The sequence below is a fragment of the Areca yellow leaf disease phytoplasma genome (assembly GCF_041920595.1).
The window spans coordinates 64,967-66,207 of sequence record NZ_CP169277.1 but is presented as its reverse complement, the minus strand read 5'-3'; positions in this window follow the sequence as shown (position 1 = coordinate 66,207).

Here is a 1,241-nt window from a genome sequence, read left to right as displayed (position 1 = left end):
CCTAAATTAAACAATTAATCTCCTTTAAATACTTTCAAACTTTTAGATAAATATTTAATTACGGATATATAAACTTATAACCTTTGAAAGTTGTTTTGTCATGCATTTTTTCACAAAAACAATAAATTCCCGCATTGGCTAAGCCAAAAAATTTAATCAATGTCGTTTTATGTGCACAACTTTTTCGTTTTTCGGCCTATATATATAATGTAGGGATAAAATATTTAAAAAAATATCTTTTGAAACTAGCAAATTATAAAAAAACATTAGACACTTTTTAAGTGTAATGAAATTACTTTGTTAGTTTGAAAAGATAAGAAATTATCTATTTAATTTTAAGTCTTAAAGAGTAATTTTTAAATAAAAAAATGTCTAAAAAAACGGAACAGTGCAAATAAAAGAACTAAATTATTAACTTTTTGTAATACTTCTAACAAAAGCTTGAGGACTTTGATATTTTATTTTAAATTTATAATTATCTACTTTTTCAAAACATTGATTTAATTGTTTTGTACAATTTTGATCTTTCTTCTTTCGATTTAGATTACAGTTTAATTTAACTTTGTTTTGAATAAAATTGTTTATCTAGGTAATAAATTAGAATAATATTATGATAACTATTATTCTAATTCCAATACACAAGACCAAACAGTACAATTCAAAAACAAAGTTAAAGGATTAAAAACCTTGTCTAGATCTGAAAGAAGATCAAAATTTAACACAAGTACAACAATTAAATCAATGTTTTGAAAAAGTAGATAATTATAAATTTAAATAAAATATCAAAAGTCCTCAAGCTTTGTTAGAAGTATTACAAAAAGTTAATAATTTAGTTCTTTTATTTTGCACTGTTCCGTTTTTTAGACATTTTTTTATTTAAAAATTACTCTTTAAGACTTAAAATTAAATAGATAATTTCATATCTTTTCAAATTAACAAATAATTTCATTACACTTAAAAAGTGTCTAATGTTTTTTTATAATTTGCTAGTTTCAAAAGATATTTTTTTAAATATTTTATCCCTACATTATATATATAGCGAAAAACGAAAAAGTTAATATAAACGCACATTGATTAAATTTTTTTACGAAATAATGCGGAATTTATTGTTTTTTGTAGAAAAAAATGCATGACAAAACAACCTTTTTTCAAAGGTTATAAGTTTATATATCCGTAATTAAATATTTATCTAAAAAGTTTGAAAGCATTTTAAAGGAGATTAATTGTTTAATTTAGTTAAA